Source organism: Sphingomonas sp. 2SG, assembly GCF_005503285.1.
GTDB lineage: Bacteria > Pseudomonadota > Alphaproteobacteria > Sphingomonadales > Sphingomonadaceae > Sphingomonas > Sphingomonas taxi.
On record NZ_SCMZ01000003.1, the window covers coordinates 100,335 to 122,414 of the forward strand.

At 67.6% G+C, this 22,080-nt stretch carries 20 protein-coding genes; 11 read left to right on the forward strand and 9 right to left on the reverse strand.

Going from position 1 to position 22,080, the window contains the following annotated elements; all coding sequences use genetic code 11:
- Positions 1-9 precede the first annotated feature (9 nt).
- Positions 10-378, forward strand: coding sequence for an Mth938-like domain-containing protein (locus FFS23_RS02595; RefSeq protein WP_137897368.1), 369 nt, complete (start codon positions 10-12; stop codon positions 376-378).
- Here the strand turns inward: FFS23_RS02595 and FFS23_RS02600 are convergent.
- Together FFS23_RS02600 and FFS23_RS02605 are read right to left on the reverse strand one after the other, a co-directional pair.
- The gene (locus tag FFS23_RS02600; RefSeq protein WP_038659419.1) at positions 360-1,568 is read right to left on the reverse strand and encodes a glycosyltransferase; all 1,209 of its coding nucleotides are present in this window, start codon (positions 1,566-1,568) and stop codon (positions 360-362) included. The two genes, FFS23_RS02595 and FFS23_RS02600, sit on opposite strands and share 19 nt — an antisense overlap.
- A 50-nt stretch (positions 1,569-1,618) precedes the next feature.
- Positions 1,619-2,443, reverse strand: a complete 825-nt coding sequence (locus FFS23_RS02605) for a pirin family protein (protein WP_137897331.1) — start codon at positions 2,441-2,443, stop codon at positions 1,619-1,621.
- Between the two features lie 91 nt (positions 2,444-2,534).
- Between FFS23_RS02605 and FFS23_RS02610 the strand changes: the two genes are divergently transcribed.
- Positions 2,535-3,503 (forward strand): outer membrane protein assembly factor BamD, encoded by a 969-nt coding sequence (locus FFS23_RS02610; protein WP_038659425.1) that lies wholly within the window; start codon positions 2,535-2,537, stop codon positions 3,501-3,503.
- 89 nt (positions 3,504-3,592) lie between these two features.
- Positions 3,593-5,251: a DNA repair protein RecN gene (gene recN, locus FFS23_RS02615; protein WP_137897332.1), complete on the forward strand. Its 1,659-nt coding sequence runs from the start codon at positions 3,593-3,595 to the stop codon at positions 5,249-5,251.
- 35 nt (positions 5,252-5,286) lie between these two features.
- Here recN and FFS23_RS02620 read toward each other — a convergent pair whose 3' ends face one another.
- Positions 5,287-6,267: an SDR family oxidoreductase gene (locus FFS23_RS02620; protein WP_137897333.1), complete on the reverse strand. Its 981-nt coding sequence runs from the start codon at positions 6,265-6,267 to the stop codon at positions 5,287-5,289.
- A gap of 162 nt (positions 6,268-6,429) precedes the next feature.
- Here FFS23_RS02620 and ligA point away from each other — a divergent pair, with 162 nt between their 5' ends.
- The 4 genes from ligA to FFS23_RS02640 all read left to right on the forward strand — a co-directional run bounded on the left by ligA (position 6,430) and on the right by FFS23_RS02640 (position 13,551).
- On the forward strand, positions 6,430-8,580 hold the full coding sequence (gene ligA / locus FFS23_RS02625) for an NAD-dependent DNA ligase LigA (protein ID WP_137897334.1): 2,151 nt from the start codon (positions 6,430-6,432) through the stop codon (positions 8,578-8,580).
- 169 nt (positions 8,581-8,749) lie between these two features.
- Positions 8,750-11,539 carry a TonB-dependent receptor gene (locus tag FFS23_RS02630; protein WP_137897335.1) on the forward strand — a complete coding sequence of 930 codons (2,790 nt, stop codon included), beginning with the start codon at positions 8,750-8,752 and terminating at the stop codon, positions 11,537-11,539.
- A 102-nt stretch (positions 11,540-11,641) separates the two neighbouring features.
- A complete protein-coding gene (locus tag FFS23_RS02635; RefSeq protein ID WP_038659440.1) occupies positions 11,642-12,754 on the forward strand; it encodes a sensor histidine kinase in 1,113 nt (370 codons plus the stop codon).
- Complete coding sequence (locus tag FFS23_RS02640) at positions 12,751-13,551, forward strand: LytR/AlgR family response regulator transcription factor (RefSeq protein WP_038659443.1); 801 nt, start codon at positions 12,751-12,753, stop codon at positions 13,549-13,551. The genes FFS23_RS02635 and FFS23_RS02640 overlap by 4 nt, the downstream gene beginning before the upstream one ends.
- 43 nt (positions 13,552-13,594) lie before the next feature.
- Here FFS23_RS02640 and FFS23_RS02645 read toward each other — a convergent pair whose 3' ends face one another.
- From FFS23_RS02645 to FFS23_RS02660, 4 genes are all read right to left on the reverse strand, one after another.
- The gene (locus FFS23_RS02645) at positions 13,595-13,741 is read right to left on the reverse strand and encodes a lmo0937 family membrane protein (RefSeq protein ID WP_137897336.1); all 147 of its coding nucleotides are present in this window, start codon (positions 13,739-13,741) and stop codon (positions 13,595-13,597) included.
- Positions 13,742-13,851: 110 nt separating this feature from the next.
- A complete protein-coding gene (locus FFS23_RS02650) occupies positions 13,852-14,640 on the reverse strand; it encodes a 3'(2'),5'-bisphosphate nucleotidase CysQ (RefSeq protein ID WP_038659446.1) in 789 nt (262 codons plus the stop codon).
- Positions 14,633-15,982, reverse strand: coding sequence for a TldD/PmbA family protein (locus FFS23_RS02655; RefSeq protein ID WP_137897337.1), 1,350 nt, complete (start codon positions 15,980-15,982; stop codon positions 14,633-14,635). The genes FFS23_RS02650 and FFS23_RS02655 overlap by 8 nt, the downstream gene beginning before the upstream one ends.
- Positions 15,983-16,180: 198 nt before the next feature.
- The gene (locus FFS23_RS02660) at positions 16,181-16,915 is read right to left on the reverse strand and encodes an FMN-dependent NADH-azoreductase (RefSeq protein ID WP_283214433.1); all 735 of its coding nucleotides are present in this window, start codon (positions 16,913-16,915) and stop codon (positions 16,181-16,183) included.
- A gap of 65 nt (positions 16,916-16,980) precedes the next feature.
- On the opposite strand from FFS23_RS02660, the gene FFS23_RS02665 reads away from it, so the two are divergent.
- Entirely contained in the window at positions 16,981-17,889 is a 909-nt protein-coding gene (locus FFS23_RS02665) for a LysR substrate-binding domain-containing protein (protein ID WP_249340489.1), read from the forward strand.
- 18 nt (positions 17,890-17,907) lie between these two features.
- Here the strand turns inward: FFS23_RS02665 and ubiA are convergent, their stop codons facing one another.
- On the reverse strand, positions 17,908-18,822 hold the full coding sequence (ubiA, locus tag FFS23_RS02670; protein ID WP_137897338.1) for a 4-hydroxybenzoate octaprenyltransferase: 915 nt from the start codon (positions 18,820-18,822) through the stop codon (positions 17,908-17,910).
- A gap of 74 nt (positions 18,823-18,896) precedes the next feature.
- On the opposite strand from ubiA, the gene FFS23_RS02675 reads away from it, so the two are divergent.
- Genes FFS23_RS02675 through FFS23_RS02685 form a run of 3 tightly spaced genes read left to right on the forward strand, consistent with a single transcriptional unit; the run spans position 18,897 to position 21,245 of the window.
- Complete coding sequence (locus FFS23_RS02675; protein WP_137897339.1) at positions 18,897-19,088, forward strand: hypothetical protein; 192 nt, start codon at positions 18,897-18,899, stop codon at positions 19,086-19,088.
- Entirely contained in the window at positions 19,085-19,834 is a 750-nt protein-coding gene (locus FFS23_RS02680) for a 16S rRNA (uracil(1498)-N(3))-methyltransferase (protein WP_137897340.1), read from the forward strand. The genes FFS23_RS02675 and FFS23_RS02680 overlap by 4 nt, the downstream gene beginning before the upstream one ends.
- A gap of 37 nt (positions 19,835-19,871) precedes the next feature.
- Positions 19,872-21,245, forward strand: coding sequence for a glutamate--cysteine ligase (locus FFS23_RS02685; RefSeq protein WP_137897341.1), 1,374 nt, complete (start codon positions 19,872-19,874; stop codon positions 21,243-21,245).
- Positions 21,246-21,248: 3 nt separating this feature from the next.
- Here the strand turns inward: FFS23_RS02685 and FFS23_RS02690 are convergent, their stop codons facing one another.
- Positions 21,249-22,031: a polyphosphate kinase gene (locus FFS23_RS02690; RefSeq protein ID WP_171009329.1), complete on the reverse strand. Its 783-nt coding sequence runs from the start codon at positions 22,029-22,031 to the stop codon at positions 21,249-21,251.
- Positions 22,032-22,080 lie beyond the last annotated feature (49 nt).

Genomic DNA, 22,080 nt, shown 5'->3' on the forward strand with positions numbered 1-22,080 from the left:
GCGATGCGGATGCAGGCAGACGCGCAGACCGGCGGCCCGATCGTCCGCGGCTTCGTCGGCAGTGGGTTTCGCGTCGATGATGAGCATGTGGCACGCGCTCTGTTGATGACGCATGAGACGTCGGTCGAATGGACCCCGCCGGCGCTTTCGGTGCTCGGCGAGGATGCGTTGCAGTTGCTGATCGACGCCGATCCGGAGTTCATCCTGATCGGCACCGGGGCGACGTTGGTGCGGCCGCCGGTCGCGCTGGTCAGCGCGCTCGAGGATCGCGGGATCGGCGTCGAGGCGATGGATAGCCGTGCCGCCGCGCGCGCCTGGGGCGTGCTGCGTGGCGAGGGGCGCGTGATCGGTGCGGCGCTCTACCCGCTCGACGCCTGACGCGTCCGGATCGTCCTGCGCCGGCCGTGGCGAACGAGCCCGCGTAGATGATCGACCAAGGCGGCGGTATTCGCCTCCCAGGTGAAGGCCGACGCGGTGGCGCGCACCGCCTCCGGCTCCGGCGGCGCCGCGAGCAGGTCGGCAATCGCCACGGCGAACGATGCCGGATCGCGGTGCGCGATGCGCCCGGCGGCGCGTGAGGCGACGACCTCGCGTGCACCACCCGCATCGGAGATGACGATCGGCGTCCCGCAGGCGAGCGCCTCCAGCCATGCGTTGGCCAGCCCCTCGGACGTGGAGGCCAGCGCCATGACGTCCGCCGCCGCACAGATCGCCGGAAGTTCGCCGTGCGGCACCGCACCGAGCAGGTGCAGGCGATCCGCACATCCCAATTCGTCGGCCAGAGCCAGCAGCCGCGCGCGCTCCGGTCCATCGCCTGCAATCGCCAATGCGACTCCCGGCAAGGCCGCCACGGCCCGGAGCACCAGATCGTGGCCCTTGCGTGAAATCAGCGCGCCGAGTGACAGCACCAGCGGCCCCGTCAGCCCCAGCGCCGTCCTCGCGGCCGGGCGGTCCGCGACCGGCCGGAACCGTGCCAGATCCACACCGGTGAGATGAACGCGGATACGCTCCTCCGGCATGCCGAGCGCCGCCATGTCCGTCCGCATGGCGGCGCTGACCGCGAGCAGGCCGTCGGCGCCGTGCGAGGCGGCGATGACCTGCGCGGCGGTCGGGCCGCTGGTGCCCCAATGGTGGATATCGGCGCCGCGCGCCTTGATCGACACCGGCACGCCATAGCGCTCGCCCAATGCCACCGCGGCCGGGCCGTCCGGAAAGAAGAAGGAGGCGTCGATGACATCAAAGGCGAAGTCGGTGCGGATGTCGTCGAGCAGCGGCACGAGCGCGCGGACCAGATGGTGTGCGTGCCAACGCCCGCCGACGCCGGGGATCGAGGTGAAACGCGGCCGATGGACGGGCAACCCGTGCCATATCTCGTGCAAGGGCAGCGTCAGCTTGTCGGCATGATGGATCAGCGCCAGCGGACCGGGCGGCAGGCCGATCGGCGCGACGACGCGAACCTCGACATCCTCGGCAGTGGCGAGGCCACGCGTCTGCCGTTCGACGAATATCCCGAAGTTCGGTCGGGTAGCGTCCGGAAACAAGGTCGAGAGCGTCAGTACGCGGAGCATGACCCGCGTACTAACCACTCGAAGTTAAAGCTTTCTCCCGACCCGTCCGTTCAGATGCGCCGGGTGCCCGGATAGGCGAACAGCAGGTCGGCGCCGGCGCTGGTGGTGATCGTCTCGCTGCCGCTGACGGTGAGGCATTCGCCCGCCTTGAAGGCGGTACCGGCGACCTCGCCCGAGCCGCTGATCGGCACCAGCCAGCCCGTCTGCCCTTCGGCCAGGGCGACGTCATGGCTGCCGGCGGACCAGCGTTCGAGGACGAATTTCGGCCCCTCGACGAGGATCGTCCGCCCCTCCCCGGCCGCGCCCGGCGAGGTGATCGGCTGATAGGGGGTCAAATGCGCCACCGCGACGCCGTCATCGAGGTGCAATTCGCGGTCGCTGCCATAATCGTACAGGCGATAAGTGGTCTCGCTATTCTGCTGCACCTCGATCAGCGTCAGCCCGCCGCCGATCGCGTGGATCGTGCCTGATGGCGCATAATAGAAATCGCCCGCCTTGACCGGCACCCAGTCGAGATCGTCCTCGATCGAACCGTCCTGCGCGTCGGTGCGCAGCTGCTCGGCAGAGATCGGCGCCTTGGGGCCGAGCGCGATCGTCGAATCGGGACGCGCCGCCAGGATCGTCCAGCATTCGTCTTTGCCGCGCGGCAGGCCACGGGCATGCGCCTGCTCGTCGTCGGGATGGACCTGCACCGACAGTTTCTGGCCGGTGAACAGATATTTGATGAGCAGGTCGGGGGACGTGTCACCCGGCTCCTGGAACCAGATTTCGCCGATCGGCTCGCCGTCGGCGGGCGCATCCTCGAACCCGAAGCCCAGATCATGCCGGCCCCATGGCTTTTCGACGCGATGGGTGTGGAGCAGGGTAGCAGGCATGCGGGTCCTTTCGTGATCGTATCAACTCGGCGCCAACGTGCGACAGGGGGGATTGTTCGCACGGGCGGCCTTACGCTAAGAGCCTTAGCCGATGCGTATCCCCCAGTCCAAGGCGCTTGCCGCAGCGCTGATCGCCGTCCTCGCGCTTCCCGTCGCGGGCTGCGCCCGCAATCGTGCGAAGTCCGACCTGCCCTATGTCGCGCGCGACGTCGGCACGCTCTATTCGACCGCGCGCAAGCGGCTCGATCAAGGGCGCTACAAGGAAGCGGCGGTGCTGTTCGACGAGGTCGAGCGCCAGCATCCCTATTCGATCTGGGCGCGCCGCGCGCAGCTGATGAGCGCGTTCAGTTATTATCTGAACAAGGATTACACGCAGAGCATCCAGTCGGCACAGCGCTTCCTGTCGGTCCATCCCGGCAACCGCGATGCCCCTTATGCCTATTACCTCGTCGCGCTGAGCTATTACGAGCAGATCCGCGACGTCACGCGTGACCAGAAGATCACCCGTCAGGCGCTCGACGCGCTCGGCGAACTGACCCGCCGCTATCCCAACACGCGCTATGCTTCCGACGCCCGGCTGAAGATCGACCTCGTCAACGATCACCTTGCCGGCAAGGAGATGGAAGTCGGCCGGTTCTACGAAACGCGCGGCCAGTGGCTCGCCGCGACGCTGCGGTTCCGCACCGTGATCGACAAGTTCCAGACGACCACGCACACGCCCGAAGCGCTGATGCGGCTGACCGAGAGCTATCTCGCCGTCGGCCTGCCCGACGAGGCGCAGAAGGCGACCGCGGTGCTCGGCGCCAATTATCCGGGAAGCGACTGGTACAATCACGCTTACGAGTTGATGCAGAAGCATCCGGTCAAGCCCGTTGCGCCGATCCCGGCGGGGCAGCCGATCATCCCGGCCGGCACGCCTGGTGCGAAGGCACAGACGCTGCCCGGCGAATCGGGCACCGCGACGCCCAAGGCCGAGGCCCCCGGTGCGCCCACCCCGGTCGGGACGACCGGCGGCACCACCGGCGGGCCGGTGCCGAGCACCGAGACGCCGACGAGCTGATGGATCGCGGCGCGCCGGCCGACACTTTCGTGACGGACCGGAACGTTTAGGGATCAACATCCCGGTAACGCCGCGCTATATCGACCGCGATGCTGACCGCGCTGTCCATTCGCGATGTGGTGCTGATCGAGGCGCTCGACCTGGAATTCGGGCACGGGCTCGACGTGCTCACCGGCGAGACCGGGGCGGGCAAGTCGATCCTGCTCGATGCCCTGGGGCTGGCGCTCGGCGGCCGTGGCGAGACGGGTCTCGTCCGTCATGGCGCGACCCAGGCGGTCGTCACCGCGACCTTCGATCCGCCGAACGGCCCGCTTGCCGCGTTGCTCGACGACAATGGCGTGGAGATCGAGCCGGGAGAGCCGTTGCTGGTGCGCCGCATCGTCAAGGCCGACGGCGGCAGCCGCGGCTTCGTCAACAACCAGCCCGCCGGCGCTGCGCTGCTCCGCGAGATGGCGCCGATGCTCGTCGAGATCCACGGTCAGCACGACGATCGTGGCCTGCTCAATCCGCGCGGCCATCGCGCCTTGCTCGACGCCTTCGGCCGGGTCGATCCGGGCGACACCGCGCGCGCCTGGACGACGCTGCGCGCGGCGGAAACCAAGCTGGCCGCCGCGCGTGCCGAGATCGAGACCGCGGCGCGGGATCGCGAATGGCTGGAACATGCGGTCGGCGAACTCACCACGCTGGCCGCCGAGCCCGGCGAGGAAGAAGCACTGGCCGACAAGCGGCGCGGGATGCAGCGCGCCGAGAAGATCGCCGACGAGCTTGCCGCGATCGACGACTATCTCGAAGGATCGAACGGCGGCCTCGCGCAGCTCCGCCAGGCGGCACGCGTCCTCGAACGGATCGCCGAGGATCATGCCGCGCTGGGCGAGGCGCTCGCCGCGATCGACCGCGCGGTGATCGAGGCGACGGTTGCCGAAGAGCAATTGGCCGAGGCGCGACGCGACCTCGCCTTCGACCCGCGCGCGCTGGAGGAGGACGAGGCACGCCTGTTCGAGCTGCGTGGCATGTCGCGCAAGCATCGCGTCCAACCCGACGAACTCGCGGCGCTGACCGAGGATCTTCGCACCAAGCTGGAACGGCTCGAAGCCGGCGAGGACGGCATCGCCGTGCTGGAGACCGCCGTTGCCGCGGCACGGGCCGATTACGACGCCGCCGCCGACATCCTGTCCCGGCGGCGCCATGCCGCCGCCGAACGGCTCGACGCGGCGGTGGCCGGCGAGCTGGCGCCGTTGAAGCTCGACGCAGCGCGCTTCCGCACCGTCGTGGCCACGCATGCGCCGGACGGCTGGTCGTCGCATGGCAAGGATCGGGTCGAGTTCGAGATCGCGACCAACCCGGGCGCGCCCTTCGCGCCGCTCGCCAAGATCGCCTCGGGGGGCGAGCTGTCGCGCTTCATCCTCGCGCTCAAGGTCGCGCTGGCGGAGGAAGGCGGCGCGGCGACGATGATCTTCGACGAGATCGACCGCGGCGTCGGCGGCGCTGTCGCGAGCGCGATCGGCGAGCGGCTGGCGCGGCTCGCCGAACATACCCAATTGCTGGTCGTCACCCACTCACCGCAGGTCGCCGCGCGTGGCGCCGAGCATCTGCTGATCGCCAAGAGCCACGACGGCATAGTGACGCGTACCGGCGTCCGCGTGCTCGACGAGGCGGAACGGCGCGAGGAGATCGCGCGGATGCTGTCGGGCGCGACCGTCACCGACGAGGCGCGCGCACAGGCGGAACGGCTGCTCGAAACGGCCTGACCGCGGGGCCGGTGAATCGGCCCCGCGCTTCCCGGTCAGATCGCGCCCGTGCCGCCATTGGCGCCGAACGCGCTGCCCGTCGTGAAGCTGTTGCCGCTATCCGCCAGCACCACGTAGAGGCCGGCGAGCTCCGCCGGCTGCCCCGCCCGCCCCATCGGCGTGTCCTGCCCGAATTCGTGCATCTTGCCGGGCAATTGCCCGCCTGCGACCTGCAACGGCGTCCAGATCGGTCCGGGTGCCACCATGTTGACGCGGATACCCTGTTTGCCGAGCTGCTTGGCGAGCGCCTTGGTAAAGATCAGGATCGCCCCCTTGGTCGAGGCGTAATCGAGCAACTCCTCCTCGGGCGCGACCGAATTGACCGAGCCGGTGTTGATGATCGCCGCACCCGGCTTCATCAGCGGGATCGCCGCCTTGCTGAGGTGGAACATCGCATAGACGTTGGTCTTCATCGTCCGGTCGAATTGCTCGGCGGTGATTTCGGCGATCGATTGCTTCGATTGTTGATAGGCGGCATTGTTGACGAGAATGTCGATTCCGCCGAGCTCGCGATTGGCGCGGGCGATGAGGTCTCGGCAGAATTTTTCGTCGGTCAGGTCGCCGGGGATCAGCACGACCTTGCGCCCCTCCGCCCGCAACAGTCGTGCGACGTCCTGCGCATCGGGTTCCTCGGTCGGGAAATAGTTGATCGCGACGTCGGCACCCTCGCGCGCGAAGGCGATCGCCGCGGCGCGGCCGATGCCCGAATCGCCGCCGGTGACGAGCGCCTTGCGCCCGGTCAGCTTGCCCGAGCCGCGGTAACTCGCTTCGCCGCAGTCGGGCACCGGCTTCATCTCGCGCTGCAACGCCGGCCATTTCTGCTTCTGTTCGGGGAAAGGCTGGTTGGTGAACTTCGTCCGCGGGTCGGCCGGCGCCGCGGCGGGGCCGGTCTGCGCGATCGCCGATCCGGCGACGGCAGCGGCGCCGACGACGGCGGCACCCTTGAACAGGTCGCGGCGGTTGGTCTGATCGGTCATGGCAGGGCTCCGGAAGGCGTTCGTAGGAAAAGCTCCCGCACGCCCCGATAGTTCATCGATCGAGGAAGATTATTGCGGTTTTACAGCAAGATATTCGATGACGGGGTCTGCCCGTCGCGGCGAGCCTTGCCCGACCGGCCCTTGCTCCCCTACCCCGCTGCCATGACCGACCTGCCGAAGACCGCGCCGGATGCCGCCGCCGAGCTCGAAACACTCGCGGCCGAGATCGCCCATCACAACCAGCGCTATCACACCGAGGATGCGCCCGAGATCTCCGACGCCGCCTATGATGCACTGGTCCGGCGCAACGCCGCGATCGAAGCGGCCTTCCCGGAGCTCGTCCGTGCCGATTCGCCGAACCGGCAGGTCGGCGCCGCCCCCGCCGCGCATCTGGCCAAGGCGCCGCATGCCCGGCCGATGACCAGCCTCGACAATGCGTTCAGCGAGGAGGACGTCGTCGAGTTCGTCGCGCGTATCCGGCGCTTCCTGCGGCTCGACGCCGACGAGCCGGTCCTGCTCACCGCCGAGCCCAAGATCGACGGCCTGTCGTGCTCGCTGCGCTATGTCGACGGCGTGCTCGAACAGGCCCTCACCCGCGGCGACGGCCGGATCGGCGAGGACGTCACCGCCAACGTCCGCCATATCGCCGACATCCCGCACCGCCTCCCCGCCGACGCCCCGGCGGTGTTCGAGGTCCGCGGCGAGGTCTATATGGCGAAGGCCGATTTCACCGCGCTCAACCGGCGCCTGCTCGACGAGGCCGAGGACCCCGAAAAGGCGCGCCAGTTCGCCAACCCGCGCAATGCCGCCGCCGGCTCGCTGCGCCAGAAGGACGCGCGCGTCACCGCCACCCGGCCGCTGCGCTTCTTCGCCTGGGGCTGGGGCGATCACGACACATTGCCCGAGACGACGCAGTCGGCGATGGTCCAGCATGTCCGCGACTGGGGCTTTCGCGTCGCCGACGACGATCTGATCACGCCGCTGACCCCCAATATCGCCGTCGCGGGCGATGCGGCCGACGTCCTGCGCACCTATGCGGGGATCGAGGCGCAGCGCGCCGATCTGCCGTTCGACATCGACGGCGTCGTCTACAAGCTCGACCGGCTCGACTGGCAGGAGCGGCTCGGCGTCGTCGGCCGCGTGCCGCGCTGGGCGATCGCACACAAATTCCCCGCCGAACAGGCGCAGACGACGCTGGAGCGGATCGATATCCAGGTCGGTCGCACCGGTGCGCTGACCCCGGTCGCGCGACTCGCGCCGGTCACCGTCGGCGGCGTCGTCGTGACCAATGCGACGCTGCACAATGCCGACGAGATCGAGCGGCTCGGCGTGCGCGAGGGCGATCGCGTCGTCGTCCAGCGCGCCGGCGACGTCATCCCGCAGATCGTCCGCAACCTCACGCCGGAGGCGGACCGCCCCGCCTGGCCCTTCCCCCGCAGCTGCCCCGATTGCGGATCGACCGTCGAGCGCGACGAGGGCGAGGTCGTCTATCGCTGCACCGGCGGGCTGATCTGCCCGGCGCAGCGGGTCGAACGGCTGATCCACTTCGTCTCGCGCCACGCCTTCGACATCACCGGGCTCGGCGCGACGCTGATCGAGGCCTTCTTCACCGACGGCCTGATCCAGTCGCCCGCCGACATCTTCCGTCTCACCGAGGACCAGCTCGCCGCGCGCAAGAAGGATGGGCGGACCTGGGCGGCCAATCTGGTCGCGGCGATCGCCGCGCGGCGCGAGATTGCGCTCGACCGCTTCCTGTTCGCGCTCGGCATCCGCCACGTCGGCGAGATCACCGCCCGCGACCTCGCCCGCCGCTATCGCTCGATCCGCGCGCTCGGCGCGATGCTGCGCCACGCGGTGTTCCTCCACCATCGGATCGAGCCGGTCATCGGCGAGACCGAACGCAAGTTCGTCCTGCGCCGCGACCGGTTGCTCGTCGCGGCGATCGAGACGCCGGGGATCGGTCCCGAGGTCGCCGGCGCGCTGATCGGATTCTGCGCCGAGCGCCACAACCGCGATGTCGTCTTCGACCTGTTGCGCGAAGTGCGCCCGACCGAATTGGTTTGGGAAACGCGTGCGTCGCAGGTGAGCGGCAAGACCGTGGTGTTCACCGGCAAACTTGAAACCCTGTCGCGTGACGAGGCGAAGGCACAGGCCGAGGCGCTGGGCGCGCGCGTCTCGGGGTCGGTGTCGGCCAAGACCGATCTGGTCGTCGCTGGCGCGGATGCGGGGTCGAAGCTCAAGAAGGCGAGCGACCTCGGCGTGACCGTGATCAGCGAGGCGCAATGGGTTGAAATCGTGGCCGGACCGGCATGATCTGATCGCCACCGGCGTGGCTTTTTTGCAACGCAAAATATCGAAGCATCGCAGCACCATCGTCAGGCTCGCGAATGTCACAAACTCGCAATATTAGGCACCCAAGGGCCGCGGCAACGGCAAACAGCCGGCCGCGATTCCGAGCAGACGCTCAAAGGGGACTTATTCGATGCGCACGACATTCGCTTGCGGCGTGGCCTTGGCCGCGCTCATGATTCCAGCCGCAGCCTCCGCTCAGTCGACAGGATCGTCCGAAGCAGACAACGTGGGCACTGACATCGTCGTGACCGGCGCGCGGGAGACCGGTGTCGGCGGCGTCGACATCCCCAACACGGCGAAGAACAAGCAGGTTCTCAATCAGACCTTCATCTCGCACCAGACGCCTGGCCAGACGGTGAACGACATCATCAACCAGCTGCCCGGCGTCAGCTTCCAGAACAACGATCCTTTCGGCTCAGCAGGCGGCACGCTCACCATTCGCGGGTTCGACGGCAGCCGCATCAGCCAGACGTTCGACGGTATTCCCCTCAACGATACCGGTAACTACGCGATCTATTCCAACCAGCAGCTCGATCCCGAGCTCATCGAGCAGGTCAATGTCAATCTCGGATCGACCGACCCGGACTCGCCGACCGCCTCGGCATCAGGTTCGACGGTGAACTATCGCACGCTGATCCCGACCGACGATCTCGGCGCCCGGATGGTCGGCTCGATCGGCGATTACAGCTTCTTCCGCGTGTTCGGCTTGGTCAACACGGGCGTCTTCACCCCATTCGGCACCAAGGCATGGTTCTCGGGCTCGAGCGCGACCAACGACGTCGTGTTCAACAATTTCGGCAAGATCAACAAGCAGCAGTATAACGCGAAGGTCTATCAGCCGATCGGCAGCGGCAAGGACTTCATCTCCGTTGCCGGCCACTACAACCAGAATCGCAACAACTTCTTCGGCTCGGCACCGCTGCGCTATGATACGAACGTCTTCACCTCGACGGGCGGCACCGGTGCCAATGCCGCCGCCCCGGTTCTCGTCACCGGCGCGACCCGCGTTGCAGGAACGAGCAACCTTAGCCGCTTCCCGAACAGCCGCGACGAATTGCCGTATTCGGTGGGTCGCTGCCAGATCGACCAGCCGCAGGCTGGTGTCGCCGACACGCCGGCGATCGTCAACGTGCCCGGCGCGTCCAATAACGGCAGCGGCTGCGGCACCACCTTCGACGAGCGCTACAACCCTTCGAACACGGCCAACATCCGCGTCAACTCACGATTCACGCTAAACGACAAGCTGACGCTCTTTGTCGATCCCTCGTATCAATACACCAAGGCGAACGGCGGCGGCACGGTCACGGCACGTGAAAGCGGCTACACCCGCGCGGCGACGTCCACACTGCCGGCGATCAGCACGCCGCAATACGGCTTTATCGGCGGCCAGTATTATTTCGGGCGTGACCTGAACGGCGATGGTGACGTGCTCGATCAGATCACGCTGCTTGCGCCCAGCCAGACGGTGACCAACCGCTATGGCGTCATCGCATCGCTGCGTTACGACTTTTCGGACACGCAGAGCCTGCGTGTCGGCTACACGCTCGATTATGGCCGCCATCGCCAGACCGGCGAGCTCGGCTACCTTCAGGCGAACGGCATTCCGTTCGACGTCTTCCCGAGCAATAACGGTCTCGCAGCCACCAACGGCGGCATCGTGCAGAAGCGCAACCGCTTTTCGAAGGCGATCCTGAACCAGGGCTTCGCGCAATACATCGGTAATTTCTTCGACAGCAAGCTGCGCGTCGAAGCGTCGGTGACCGGCAAATGGTTCAAGCGCGATCTAACCAATTATTGCTTCTCGACCTCGGCGGGCGGCAATGTCGACTGTTTGGCCACTCCGGGACAGAACACGGCGTATGCGACGGCCAACCCCTATGTCGTTGGTGGCACCGCAACCGCCCCGACGATAACTGGCTTCGCGGCGCCGCAGAACCGCGTCTACAAATATGATCGCATCCTACCGGCGGGCGGTCTGACGTACGAAATCAGCAATGCCTTTTCGATCTTCGGCAATTACTCGAAGGGCATTCAGGTCCCGGGCACGGACAACCTGTATCAGGCATTCTATTATCCGCAGAACACCAACGCCGCGAACCCGACGCCTGAGATTACCGACAATTTCGATGCGGGCCTTCGTTTCGCGAGCAGCCGCATCCAGGCTTCGGTCGGCCCTTGGTACACGCGCTTCCAGAATCGTCTGGCAAGCTCCTACGACATCGACACCCAGCAGACGATCTACCGCAACCTCGGACGCGTCGATAAGTATGGTATCGACGGCAACATTTCTTATCGTCCGATCAACGAGCTGCTGTTCTACGTCTACGGCTCCTACCTGAAGTCGGAGATCAAGAACGACGTCGAGATCGGCCGCTGCCCGACGACGCTGACCGCAGCCAATACGACCAATAACTGTACCGTCGCGGGTGCGCCCATCCTCGCCCAGACCGCAGGTAAGCGCGAATCCGGTGCGCCCGTATACACGTTCGGCGGCCGTATTCAGGCGACGCTGGGCCCCCTCGAACTCGGCGCACAGGCCAAACGCACCGGCCGCCGTTACGTTAACGACCAGAATCTCGGCAACTTCGGCTGCACGGTCGCACTCGTGAACACCGTTTGCCCCACGGTGAACGACGTGCCTGCGACGTACACCGGCACGCGCGGCATCTTGGTCCAGACTTGGGATTCTTATGCCAAGGGCTATACGGTCGTCGACTTTGACGCGCGTCTGGCGCTTGATTGGATCGGCATCGGCGGCAACAACAAGACGTATCTGCAGCTTAACGTCGTCAACGCCTTCAACAAATTCTACGTTGGCGGATTCACGGGCGGTTCGACCCTTTCGGTCAATAACACCATCCCGTTCGTTCAGATCGGCAGCCCACGCGCTTTCATCATGTCGATCAACACGGCATTTTGATCCGCTATCCCGACTAGCAACGTCTTGGGCCGCCGCTCCCCTCGGGAGCGGCGGCCCTTCTTTTTTGCACCGGCGGGATCACCCGTGTAGAGACGCCCCGACATGGCGACCCTTCCCGCCCCATCCCGCCCGGCGCTCAACGTGCGTCCGTTCTTCGAGAACAAAAGCCGCGCCTTCTGGACGTTGCAGGCGGTCGGCTGGACCGGCTATCTGCTGCTGCGCGGCGCCTCGACGCTGACCAATCTGTCGCTCGACGCGATCATCCCGGTGATCGTCGAGGCGATCGTCGGTTATTGCGTCACGCTGCTGCTCTCGACCTTCTACGGCTATTTCCGCGGATTGGCGCGCGCGCCGGGGCTGTTGCTGACCGTCCTTGCCTTCGCCGCGGCGACCTTGTTCTTCGCCTTTCTCGACGCCTTCACCTGGTCGCTGATCCAGAACGGCCAGCCCGGCGTGACGCTGCCGCGGCTGCTCGTCTCCTTCTATGTCGCCTTCACGGTGATGGCGGGGTGGTCGGCGCTGTATTTCGGGATCAATTTCTACCTGATCGTCGAGCAGCAGATCGACGAGATGCAGCATCTCGAAAATCAGGCGTCGTCGGCGCAGCTCGCGATGCTGCGCTACCAGCTCAACCCGCATTTCCTGTTCAACACGCTCAACTCGATCTCGACCCTGGTGCTGCTCAAACAGACCGAGCGGGCGAATGCTATGCTGAGCCGGCTGTCGTCGTTCCTGCGCTATACGCTCGCCAACGAGCCGACCGCGCACGTCACGGTGGCGCAGGAAGTGGAGACGCTGAAACTCTATCTCGAGATCGAGAAGATGCGGTTCGAGGAGCGGCTGCGGCCGGTGTTCGAGATCGATCAGGCGGCCGAACGCGCGCGGCTGCCGTCGCTGCTGCTCCAGCCGCTGGTCGAGAATGCGATCAAATATGCGGTCAGCACGCAGGAGGAAGGCGCCGAAATCTGCGTTCGCGTGCGGCTCGCCGGGGATCGCGTGCAGATCGGCGTATCCGACACCGGACCGGGTTTGCTCGACGGCCGTGTGATGCCAAGCCTTTCAACCGGCGTGGGTCTCCCCAATATTAGGGAGCGGCTGATCCAGGCCTATGGCCCGGACCACCGCTTCGAGACGCGTACCGCGCCGGCTGGAGGCTTTTCGGTGGAGATCGAAATTCCCTTCCAGCTCGACGATCTGAGTAGAGAGGCCGCATGACGATCAGAACCATCCTGGTGGACGACGAACCGCTCGCGATCCAGGGATTGGAGCTCCGGCTCCAGGCGCATGATGATATCGAGATCATCGAGAAATGCTCCAACGGCCGCGAGGCGATCCGCGCGATCAAGACGCACAAGCCCGACCTCGTCTTCCTCGATATCCAGATGCCGGGTTTCGACGGGTTTTCGGTGGTGCAGGGGCTGATGGAGGTCGAGCCGCCGCTGTTCGTCTTCGTCACCGCTTATTCGGACCATGCACTGCGCGCGTTCGAGGCGCAGGCGGTCGACTATCTGATGAAGCCGGTCGAGGAGGCGCGGCTCGCCGATACGATCGAGCGGGTGCGGCAGCGATTGTCCGAGAAGCGCGGCGTCGAGGAGGTCGAGAAGCTCAAGGAGGTGCTCGCGGAGCATGCCCCCGAGGCGGCGGCCGATATGGTCGAGGGCGGCGATGCGGTCAGCGCCAATCGCTTCGAGAAGCTGATCAACATCAAGGATCGCGGCCAGATCTTCCGCGTCGACGTCGATACGATCGAGCGGATCGACGCGGCGGGCGACTACATGTGCATCTACACCGGCGACAACACGCTGATCCTGCGCGAGACGATGAAGGATCTGGAGAAGCGGCTCGATCCGCGGCGCTTCCAGCGGGTGCACCGGTCGACGATCGTCAACCTCGACCTCGTCAAGCAGGTCAAGCCGCACACCAATGGCGAATGTTTCCTGGTGCTCAACTCGGGCGCCAGCGTGAAGGTCAGCCGCAGCTATCGCGACGTGGTCGCGCGCTTCGTGCATTGATTAGGACGGCGACGGCCCCCTCCCGGGAGGCCGTCGCCGGGGGTCAGAGTGCCTTGCGGCCGGTGAACAGCTGGATCAGGCCGACGATGATCGCGACGACCAGCAGGATGTGGATGAGACCACCGGCGATGTGGAGCGAGAAGCCCAGCAGCCAGAGGATCAGCAGGATTACGGCAATCGTCCACAACATCGTACGGCTTCCCTTCCAAGGCGAGCGGCCAACGGGCCGTCGTGCGGAATAAAACGTTACGCAGGCGTTGCATGTTCCGTTGGCCGATCAACCAATTGGAACGGCACGGCTCAGTGGCCGAATGCGGCGTGAGCGCGATCCGCCAGCCAGGCCAGGGCCTCGGCATGGATGCCCGGCGCGGCGACCATCACGCCGAATGCGGTGGGATCGGGCTTGTTGTAGCGGAGCGGCGCGCCCAGAGCGTCGCTGACCGTCGCGCCCGCCTCCGCGGCGATCAGCGCGGCGGCGGCGATGTCCCATTCGTTGCCCCAGCGCAGCGTGGTCAGCAGATCGGCCTCGTCGGCGGCGACCATCGCCATCCGCAGGGCGATCGAATTGGGCTTGTGGACCGCGGTGAGATGCCGGTCGATCTTGGGGAGCGCATCGGTCGGCACGCGTGCCCCCGCCAGCACGTTGCGGTCGCCGGCGTGGAGCGCCACGTCGTTGCGCCACGCCCCCTGCCCCCGCGTCGCATGCCAGCGCTCGTCGCGCGCCGGGGCGTCGAGCACGCCGAGCACCACCTCGCCGTCATCGACCAGCGCCACTGACACCGCCCAGCCCGGCCGGCCGCGAATATAGTCGCGGGTGCCGTCGATCGGATCGACCACCCAGACGCGCGACCGCCGGAGCCGGTCGGGACTGTCGACCGTCTCTTCCGACAGCCAGCCGGCATCGGGCAGCAGCCCGGCGAGCCGCGCGCGCAGCATCCGGTCGACGTCGAGATCGACCTCGCACACCGGGCTGCCCGGCGTCTTCTCCCAGCGCGCGAAGTCGGTCTGCCAGCGGGCGAACGCCATCGCCGCCGCCTCGCGCGTCACTGCGACCACCGCGGCGGTCAGGTCGGCGATCGCCTCAGCCACTCGCGACCGTCATGCCGTCGACCCGCACCGTCGGCACGTTGATGCCGTGACGGAATTCGAGATCGTTTGCGGGGGTGAGCGCAAGGAACATGTCCTTGAGATTGCCGGCGACGGTGAATTCCGCGACCGGGCCGGCGATCTGCCCGCCGACGATGCGAAAGCCCGCGGCGCCGCGGCTGTAATCGCCGGTGACGCCGTTGATGCCCTGCCCGATCAGCTCGGTGACGTAGACGCCATCGGCGATGTCGGCGATCAGCGTCGCGACGGGGACGATGCCGGCGGCCATATAGAGGTTGCTCGGCGACACGCCGGGGCCGCCGCCGACGCCGCGCGCGGCATGGCCGGTCGGCTCCAACCCCAATTGCCGCGCCGAGCCGCTGTCGAGCAGCCAGGTCTCGAGCATGCCGTTCTCGACGATCGCGACCGGCGACACCGGCAGCCCCTCGCCGTCGAACGGCCGCGAGCGCAGCCCGTGCGGGCGATGGGGATCGTCGCAGATCGACACGCCGCTGGCGAACACCTGCGTGCCGAGCGCGTCGAGCAGGAAGCTGGTCTTGCGCGCGATCGCCTGTCCGGAGATCGCGCCGGTGAGATGGCTGAGCAGCGACGAGCCGACGCGCGGGTCGAACACCACCGGCATCGGCCCGCTCGCGACGCGGCCCGGGTTGCGGCGCGCGACGGCGCGTTCGCCGGCGCGGCGGCCGATCGCGTCGGGGCTGTCGAGATGCGCGCGCTTGCGGGCGGCGTGGTGCGCATAATCGCGTTCCATGCCGGTCGCGGCATCGCCGGCCAGCACGCTCGCCGACAAGCTGTAGGCGGTCGCGGCATAGGCGCCGGCGAAGCCGTGGCTGGTCGCCAATGCCCAGATCGAGCGCGACGCGCTGGCGCCGCCGCCCTCGCTATTGGTGACGCCGGGCACCGCGCGGGCGGCATCCTCCGCCGCCAGCGCCCATTCGCGCAATTCGGCCGGGGTCGGCTCGTCGCCGTCGGCAAGGTCGAGCAACGGCGGTGCGCCGTGCATCAGCCGGTCCTGCGGCGCGAGCCCGGCCCAGCGATCCTCGGGCGCCTCGCGTGCCATCGCGACGGCGCGTTCGACTAGCGCATTGGTCGCGTCGGTCGACAGATCGGAGGTGGAGACGCTCGCCGACCGTTGGCCGACGAAGACGCGCAGGCCGAGTTCCTCGCTTTCCGAGCGGCCGACATCCTCCAGCGCGCCGAGGCGGACGGAGAGGTCGAGCGAGGCGTCGGCGGCGAAGACGGCATCGGCGGCGTCGGCTCCGGCACGGACGGCACGGGCGACGATATCGGCGGCGCGATCGCGCGCCTGATCGGGGGTCAGCATCGTTCCGACTTAGGGGGCCAGCCGGCGGGATGCTAGGCCCCGCAATTGTGGCGAATTAAGGCAACGTGGACAAGATGGACACCTTAACGGAAACGATCCGGCTCCATCGTTTCCGTTTTTGCAATGATGGGAGAAGACCGGATGCGACATGGCCGGCAGTATACGGTGACGACGCCGTGTAGGACATAGCGGGAACGATCAGTCGTCAGGGAGGGCCCAGCCTTCGGTCGCGCCGAGCGCATCGACCAGGTCGTCGACCGCCGTTTCCGCTGCGGCGATCGAGGCGGCGAGGCGTTCGTCTCCGAATTCGTCATATTCGATCGCGATGGTCCGGCTGTCGGTGAGGCCGATATAGCCGAGGGGTACGGTCAGCCCGGCCTCTACGAGATTCATGCCGGCGAGCCGTTCGCCGGGCCGATAGCCGTGATCGCCGCGCGCGGTGAGGATGATGAGCCGCTTGCCGGTGGGCAGCATCGGCCAATAGGGTTCGCCGTCGCGCGAGCGATCGAAGCCGAAGGTAAGGCCGACCCGCACGATGTTGTCGATCCACGCCTTCAGCTGCGACGGCACCCCGAAATTGTACATGGGGACGCCGACGACCAGCAGATCGGCACCGAGAAGCTCCTCAGTCAGCGCGTCACTTTCGCGCAGACGCGCGGCCTGTTCGATAGAGCGGCGCTCCACCGGCGTGAAGCTCGCGTCGATCCAGGCGGCGTCGACAGGTGTCGGCGGATGGGCAGCGATGTCGCGGCTTAGGACGATATCTGCAGGTCGCCGTGCCTGCCACCTCGTGACGAAGCGATGCGACAATCGTCGACTGTGTGAGCCGTGGGGTTGACCGTCCGAACGGCCGAACCGGGCGCTCGCATCGATGTGGAGCAGGCGGCGGGGCTTATCGGCATCGCTGTACATCGTCATATTGTCCTCATCCATGATGCCGCTAGTTTATCGTTCCGCTTCGTCAGCGACGAACGCGAATTGCTCAGGGGGTAACTGAGGTGCCTTCATCCATCGTCAGCCGCCGCGATCTCCCGCCACTGGCGACGCTGCGCGCGTTCGAAGCTGCCGCGCGACATCTCAGTTTCCGCATGGCGGCGGCGGAGCTCGGCGTGACGCCGACCGCGATCAGTCATCAGGTGCGCCTGCTCGAAGAGACGCTGGGTCAGGCGATGTTCGTCCGCCATGTGCGGCGGGTATCGCTGACCCCCGCCGGGGCAATGCTCTATCCCGTCTTGCGCGACGGCTTCGATGCGTTCGCCCGCGGCGTGACGCAGCTCCGCCGCGCCCGTGCGCGGACGGCAGTGGTCGTGTCGGCAACCCGGCTGTTCACGGCGCGGCTGCTCGTCCCAGCGGTCGGCGGCTTCGCGGCGGCGCATCCGGCGATCGACCTGCATCTGCATGCCAGCGACCTATTGGTCGATCTTACCAGCGGAGGCGCGGACATCGCGATACGCTATGGCGATGGCCCGTTCGGCGACCTCGTCGCGACGCCGTTGCTGGCCGAGCGCGTCGGCGTGCTGTGCAGCCCCGCGCTGGCCGTCGCGACGCCCGACGATCTGCGGCGCGTACCGCTGCTCCATTCGGAATGGACGAGCCCGGTCGCCGGCCCGGATTGGGCGAGCTGGGCGCGGCTCGCCGGGATCGAAGGGCTGCCGATCACCACCGGGCCGCGCTTCACCGACGATGGCCATGCGCTACAGGCAGCGATCGCCGGTCATGGCGCGGTCGTCAGCAGCCTGACGCTGGCGGCGCCCGATCTGGCGGCGGGGCTGCTGGTCCATCCGTTCGGCCCGGTGATCGACGGCGGTTCCTATCATGTCCTGACGACGCGCGCTGCGGCGGTGCGGCCGGAGATCGCTGCGGTCCGGGGATGGCTGGATGCCATGACGCGGGTCGGCGCGGGATAGACAGCGGCAATCGCCCCCTCACCCAGCCGCCGATGTCCCCACGACGACGCAGGCGAGGAACATCAGCAGGCCGGCGAAGCGGTTGCTGCGGAAGCGGGCGAGCGCATTGCCGCCGTCGTCGGGGCGGAGCGTCGCGACCTGCCAGAGGAGATGCGCAGCGACGGGGAGCAGCGCGAGCAAGGCGACCGGGTCCGGCCGGACGCGCCAGATCGCCGCCGCCCAGCAGGCGAGCGCCAGCACGTAGAACAGTGCGGTGCCGCCCCTGACGTGCGCGCCCATGCGCAGCGCCGACGAGCGGACGCCGATCAGCGCATCGTCCTCGCGGTCCTGCAGCGCGTAGATCGTGTCGTAGCCGATCGTCCAGACGATGCAGCCGGCGTAGAGCAGCCACATCGGCAGCGACAGGTCGCCGGCGACCTCGCTCCAGCCGACCAGCGCCGCCCAGGAGAAGACGAGGCCGAGCCACGCCTGCGGCCACCAGGTGATCCGCTTCATGAAGGGATAAGCGGCGACCGGGGCGAGGCTGGCCAGCGCGACGCCGGCGGCGAGCGGGCGGAGCTGTACGAGGACGACGAGGCCGATCAGGCAGAGGACGAGCAGCCAGATCCAGGCGAGCTTGAGCGAGACGAGCCCGCTCGGGATGGGCCGCGCACGCGTGCGCGCGACCTGTGCGTCGAGGTCGCGGTCGACGATGTCGTTGTAGACGCACCCCGCCCCGCGCATCGCGATGCTGCCGGCGAGGATCCACAGGATCAGCGGCCAGCGCGTCAGCGTGCCGCCGGCGAGCGCCACCGCCCACGCCCCCGGCCAGAACAGCAGCCACCAGCCGATCGGCCGGTCGAGCCGGGCGAGCAGCGCGAGGCCGCGCGCGGTCGGCGGGAGGCGGCCGACGAGGCCGCGGTGTTCGCTGTCGGGGACGATCTCGGCTGACATGGCCCGCCTTTGCCGCGCAATCGCCGCCGCGGGCAAGGGTGCGGGCGTGCTTTTGCCTCGCTATCGCGGCGGACTTGCGGCAATCGCAATGGATGATCGGGTTGTCGGTAGCGGTGGGACGGTTCGTGGAGGCGCTCTTCTGGGCGATCCTGCGCGTCGCCGGCGTGATTACCGTCGCCGTCGTCGCGGTGGCGGCGGCGGCGTTGCTGGCCTGGATCGTCGCACGCAAATTATGGGCGCGGCAACGCCGCAAAAGAGGATCATGACCGCCACCCCTGCCTGGCCGCCGCAATCGACGCCGCGGCTGTTCGTCGAGACCGAGCTGGCGCCGGGGCCGCTGCGTATCGACGGGCCGGCGGCGCATTATCTCGTCGCGGTGATGCGGATGGCGCCGGGCGATCCGGTGAAAGTGTTCGACGACATCACCGGCGAATGGCTCGCCACCGCCGCCAGCGTCGGCAAGCGCGAGCTGATTGTCGACGTGTCGACACGGCTGCGGCGGCGCGAGCCGGTGCCCGATCTGTGGCTGTGCGCGGCGCCGCTCAAGAAGGGGCGGATCGACTGGCTGGTCGAGAAGGCGTGCGAACTGGGCGTCGACCGGCTGGTGCCGGTGGTGACGCAGCGGACGATCGTCGACCGGCCCAAGCTCGACCGGCTGCGCAGCCATATGATCGAGGCGGCGGAGCAATGCGCGCGGACCGCTCTGCCCGTGCTCGCCGAGTCGGTGAAGCTGGCGGCGCTGCTGCGCGACTGGCCGGCGGAGCGGACGCTATTCTTCGCCGACGAGACCGGCGGGCTGCCCGCCTTCGCGGCGATGCGGGCGCGGCGCGGGCCGGCGGCGATCCTGATCGGGCCGGAGGGCGGCTTCACCGAGGAGGAACGGGCCGCGATCCGCGCGTTGCCGCAGGCGGTGGGGATCGGACTCGGCCCCCGGATCCTGCGTGCGGATACCGCCGCGGCGGCGGCGGTTTCCTTATGGATGGCGGCTTGCGGGGACTGGCAGGAAGACTGACTGGCGCCGCCGTTCATCCCCGCGTAAGGGCGCGATCATGACGACCAAGACCGAGAGCGCCACGACCTCGCCCATCATCGAGTCGCGCGACCAGCTGATCGCGCATTTCGCGCGTGGCGAGAAGCCCGCCGATCGCTGGCGGATCGGCACCGAACATGAGAAATTCGTCTATCGCCAGAGCGATCATGCCGCGCCGAGCTGGGACGAGCCGGGCGGCATCCGCGACCTGCTCAACGAGCTCCAGCAATATGGCTGGCAGCCGGTCGAGGAGGGCGGCAAGATCATCGCGCTCAACGGCGCCGACGGCAGCGTCAGCCTCGAGCCGGCGGGGCAGTTCGAACTGTCGGGGGCGCCGCTCGACAATCTGCATCAGACCTGCGCCGAGACGGGGCGGCATCTCGAACAGGTCAAGGCCGCGGGCGAGAAGCTCGGCATCGGCTTCCTCGGGCTCGGCATGTGGCCGGACAAGCGCCGCGACGAGCTGCCGATCATGCCCAAGGGCCGCTATGCGATCATGCTGCGCCATATGCCGCGGGTCGGCAGCATGGGGCTCGATATGATGCTGCGCACCTGCACGATCCAGGTCAACCTCGATTACGCTTCGGAAGCCGACATGGTGAAGAAGTTCCGCGTCGGGCTTGCGTTGCAGCCGATGGCGACCGCGCTGTTCGCCAATTCGCCGTTCACCGAGGGCAAGCCCAATGGCTTCCTGTCGTACCGCAGCCATATCTGGTCGGACACCGATCCGGCGCGCACCGGCATGCTGCCGTTCGTGTTCGAGGACGGCTTCGGCTACGAACGCTACGCCGATTACATGCTCGATGTGCCGATGTACTTCGTCTATCGCGACGGCAGCTATATCGACGCCGCCGGTTTGTCGTTCCGCGACTTCCTGAAGGGCGAACTCAGCGTCCTGCCCGGCGAGAAGCCGAGCATCGACGACTGGAACGACCACCTGTCGACCGCCTTCCCGGAGGTGCGGCTCAAGACCTTCCTCGAGATGCGCGGCGCCGATGGCGGGCCGTGGAACAAGATCTGCGCGCTTCCCGCCTTCTGGGTCGGATTGCTCTACGACCAGGGCGCGCTCGACGCGGCGTGGGACCTCGTCAAGGACTGGTCGATGGAGGATCGCGAGGCGCTGCGTTCGGCGGTGCCGAAGCTGGCACTCGACGCGCCGCTGCCGGGTGGCGGGCGACTCGGCAATATCGCCGGGCAGGTGCTCGACATCGCCCACGCCGGTCTTGCCGCGCGGGGCCGCGGTAACGGCATGGGCGACAACGAGACCGGCTTCCTCGACCCGCTGCGCGAGGTGGTGCGATCGGGCAAGGTGCCCGCGCAAGTGCTGCTCGACCGCTATCACGGCGAATGGGCGGGCGACCTGTCGCGCGTCTATGACGAGGCGAGCTTCTAACCGTCAGTCGAGGCCCAGTGCCGCCCGTGCGACGCGCTCCACCTCCGGGTCGAGCGCCGGCGGGGTCATGTCGACGTTCGCCTCGAGATGGTCGGCGATCGCGGTGAGCGCGTGGATGCGTGCGGCCTTCTTGTCGTTGCCGTTGATCACCGTCCACGGCGCGCCGCCGGTGTCGGTGCGCGCGAACATGTCGTGCATCGCCGCCAGATAATCGGCGCGGCGGGCGCGGTTGCGATAGTCGTCGAGGCCGGTCTTCCAGCGCTTCCACGGGTCGTCGAGCCGGTCCTCGAGCCGGCGGTCCTGCTCGGCCTGAGAGACGTGGACGAACAGCTTGATCAGCGTGGTGCCGCCGGCGATCAGATCGGCCTCGAAGGCGTTGATCTCCTCATAGGCGCGATGCCACTCCGCCTCGCTGGCATAGCCCTCGACGCGCTCGACGAGGACGCGGCCGTACCAGCTGCGGTCGAAGATCGCGATGTCGCCGGGCGCGGGCAGCGCGCGGCCGAAACGCCACAGGAAGTCGTGCGCCTTTTCCTCGTCGGTCGGTGCGGCGATCGGGTGGACGGCGAAGTGACGCGGATCCCAGTCGGCGGTGAGACGCTGGATGATGCCGCCCTTCCCCGCCGCGTCCCAGCCCTCGAACATCACGACGGCGCGGCGGTCGTGGACGATATGCGCGACGAGAATGCGCTCCAGCCGGTCCTGCAACGCGGCGAGATCGCGCTTGTAATGGCCCTTATAGGCCTTGGTCTTTTCGAAGTCGGCAAGATCGATCACGCGCGGCATCCTCCTTGGCATTGCTGCGTCGAACGCACCAGTCGCGCGTGCGGCACAG

What these genes read in the sequence shown, in the direction of transcription:
- FFS23_RS02685 (WP_137897341.1), top strand. Translation starts at nt 19,872, where the DNA reads ATGACGACCAAGACCGAGAGCGCCACGACCTCGCCCATCATCGAGTCG.
- FFS23_RS02645 (WP_137897336.1), bottom strand. Translation starts at nt 13,741, where the DNA reads ATGTTGTGGACGATTGCCGTAATCCTGCTGATCCTCTGGCTGCTGGGC.
- FFS23_RS02640 (WP_038659443.1), top strand. Translation starts at nt 12,751, where the DNA reads ATGACGATCAGAACCATCCTGGTGGACGACGAACCGCTCGCGATCCAG.
- ubiA (WP_137897338.1), bottom strand. Translation starts at nt 18,822, where the DNA reads ATGTCAGCCGAGATCGTCCCCGACAGCGAACACCGCGGCCTCGTCGGC.
- FFS23_RS02655 (WP_137897337.1), bottom strand. Translation starts at nt 15,982, where the DNA reads ATGCTGACCCCCGATCAGGCGCGCGATCGCGCCGCCGATATCGTCGCC.
- FFS23_RS02630 (WP_137897335.1), top strand. Translation starts at nt 8,750, where the DNA reads ATGCGCACGACATTCGCTTGCGGCGTGGCCTTGGCCGCGCTCATGATT.
- FFS23_RS02620 (WP_137897333.1), bottom strand. Translation starts at nt 6,267, where the DNA reads ATGACCGATCAGACCAACCGCCGCGACCTGTTCAAGGGTGCCGCCGTC.
- FFS23_RS02595 (WP_137897368.1), top strand. Translation starts at nt 10, where the DNA reads ATGCAGGCAGACGCGCAGACCGGCGGCCCGATCGTCCGCGGCTTCGTC.
- FFS23_RS02660 (WP_283214433.1), bottom strand. Translation starts at nt 16,915, where the DNA reads ATGGATGAGGACAATATGACGATGTACAGCGATGCCGATAAGCCCCGC.
- FFS23_RS02635 (WP_038659440.1), top strand. Translation starts at nt 11,642, where the DNA reads ATGGCGACCCTTCCCGCCCCATCCCGCCCGGCGCTCAACGTGCGTCCG.
- FFS23_RS02605 (WP_137897331.1), bottom strand. Translation starts at nt 2,443, where the DNA reads ATGCCTGCTACCCTGCTCCACACCCATCGCGTCGAAAAGCCATGGGGC.
- ligA (WP_137897334.1), top strand. Translation starts at nt 6,430, where the DNA reads ATGACCGACCTGCCGAAGACCGCGCCGGATGCCGCCGCCGAGCTCGAA.
- FFS23_RS02610 (WP_038659425.1), top strand. Translation starts at nt 2,535, where the DNA reads ATGCGTATCCCCCAGTCCAAGGCGCTTGCCGCAGCGCTGATCGCCGTC.
- recN (WP_137897332.1), top strand. Translation starts at nt 3,593, where the DNA reads ATGCTGACCGCGCTGTCCATTCGCGATGTGGTGCTGATCGAGGCGCTC.
- FFS23_RS02680 (WP_137897340.1), top strand. Translation starts at nt 19,085, where the DNA reads ATGACCGCCACCCCTGCCTGGCCGCCGCAATCGACGCCGCGGCTGTTC.
- FFS23_RS02600 (WP_038659419.1), bottom strand. Translation starts at nt 1,568, where the DNA reads ATGCTCCGCGTACTGACGCTCTCGACCTTGTTTCCGGACGCTACCCGA.
- FFS23_RS02690 (WP_171009329.1), bottom strand. Translation starts at nt 22,031, where the DNA reads ATGCCGCGCGTGATCGATCTTGCCGACTTCGAAAAGACCAAGGCCTAT.